Genomic DNA, 2,183 nt, shown 5'->3' on the forward strand with positions numbered 1-2,183 from the left:
CCACCATCGGTACGGGGCAGATATTCCATTTTATCAAGGTGATTTACACTGTTTAGATTAATAATAATATTAAAAGGAACAGCCTTTTCACTCCAGGATGTATGCCATGCATCACCCTCATCAAAGTTAAACAGCTTGTTTATACCTTGGCCACCCTGATTTTTCACCGAAGTTTCTGCCGTTATATTCTGAATAGCAAATTCCAGCGGGTTAGACTTAGTCGTTGCGGTGTACGAATCCCATTGAGAAACACCATCCATGTTCACGCTGCGAATCTTGTAAGAATAGGTTGTTTCGGGAACAAGACCGGTAAAAGTAAGGTGATTATTCTGAATGGTAGAATAGATCATACCGTCAAATTCTATTTCGTAATAATCGGCATTCGGTTGCTTATCCCAGGTAGGTTTAAGCGTATAGGCCGTTATGTTTTCGTCGGTAGTCTTCACATTTGCAGGATCAGATACCGTTCCGGTATGCGACAACAGATGATCTTTTTTGTTAACCTTATAATCTGCGATAGTCAGCTTCAGATCATTATTAACAACATCAAACACATCCGTCTTAACCATCAACTTTGAACCACCTTTAATGGAAAGAGAAGCAAAATCACTGCCTTTGGTAGCAAACTTGTTCAGTTCCGGAGCAGCGTCGTAGAAATATACATTCTTACCCTTTTCAAATGCATCAAGCGAATTAACCTCGGTAAGTTTTACCTTTGAATTACCGATTTTCAGCGATATCTTTTTGGGTTTCTCAGACGGATGTAAATTAATCACCGTATACTTATTCCTTTCAAATCCGTCAAAACGACCCTTCGAGGCCGCAATATAAAAGACCATTTCCCCCTTTTCGTTCAGCGTAGATTTCAGATCGGTAGTAACAGAATATCCACGAGTATAAGCCACAGTGCGGCCATCGTCATCATATTCGGAGAATGAGGAGTTACCATGAGGATAAACATCGTACATTCTCAAATCCTTTTTGATTTCCGAAACATTGTTATTTGGGCCTGTCACAGGGATAATAGCACCACTTCTTACAAATACCGGAAGTTTCCAAAAAGGAGATTTGAAATTATTAATGATACGTCCGCCTGTATAACGCTCTCCGGTAAAGTAGTCAACCCATTCTCCATCGGGCAGGTAAATACCATTGCGAATATCATTTCCCACTTCGTCTGCTTCGGTTTCTTCAAATATTGGAGCAACCAGAAAATCCGGTCCATACATAAATTGGTACTTAGTGGCAGATCCATGCGTATATTTGTTTGGATACTCCAGAAACATCGCTCTAATCATAGGCATACCGTCAACACTTGTACGAGCTATGCTATAAGTGTACGGCATAATCTCCGATTTAAGCTTTAGATACCAACGGTTGACCGATGTGGCCGGTTCTCCCAGTGCATGGGGATATTTCTCATTAGCACCCCATCCGTCCATATTCAACTGCATAGGAGTAAACGCCTTCCACTGGAAGTCACGCATATTAACCACAGCATTACGGCCGCCAAAAATACCATCCATATCACTGGATATGTTTGGCATTCCGGACAATCCTGATCCTATATATGTGGGAATGTGGAAACGTATATATTCCCACACACCACCGGTTTGGTCGCCGGACCATACTCCGGCATAACGCTGTGTTCCTGCCCATCCGTCGAGAGATATAATAAACGGACGCGCCTCATTTCCGTAATAAGTCATAATCCCGGACACATCGGCAATTCCATTCAGACCAAAAGAATAGCCGGAACCAACCCATGCAACATCGGTTTTTAAAACTCTTACACCGGCATCACGCACCTCTTTAACAATATCTCTTTGAAGCAAGGCACTTACTCCAGCCTTAGGATGTAAATCGGACTGAGTCCACAATCCTACTTCAACCCCTTTTCCATGCGCATAATCGCTCAAAGACTTGAGGTTGGCAATATTACCGTCTAATGTCTCTGTTTGTCCATATCCGGCACCATATCCGTCATTGGGAAGAATCCAACCCAAAGGCATGTCATGAGCATTATAACGATCAATCACCCCACGTGCCGAAAATTGATAATTATTCAACTCCCCGTTCAGCGATTCTTTCACACCGCCGTTATCCTTCTGACTTTCAGAATAACGTTTGCCATCCTCAAAAAGAATACCCTTTTCATTTTCTTTCCAATAATCACGGTTATA

At 42.1% G+C, this 2,183-nt stretch carries 1 protein-coding gene; it reads right to left on the minus strand.

Annotated elements, in window-relative coordinates:
* Positions 1-2,183 (minus strand): TIM-barrel domain-containing protein (locus tag AB7E53_RS13685; RefSeq protein ID WP_446776291.1); only part of this gene is annotated, 2,183 nt, incomplete at both ends.

It is taken from the genome of Macellibacteroides sp. (genome assembly GCF_050251695.1).
Lineage (GTDB): Bacteria > Bacteroidota > Bacteroidia > Bacteroidales > Tannerellaceae > Macellibacteroides > Macellibacteroides fermentans.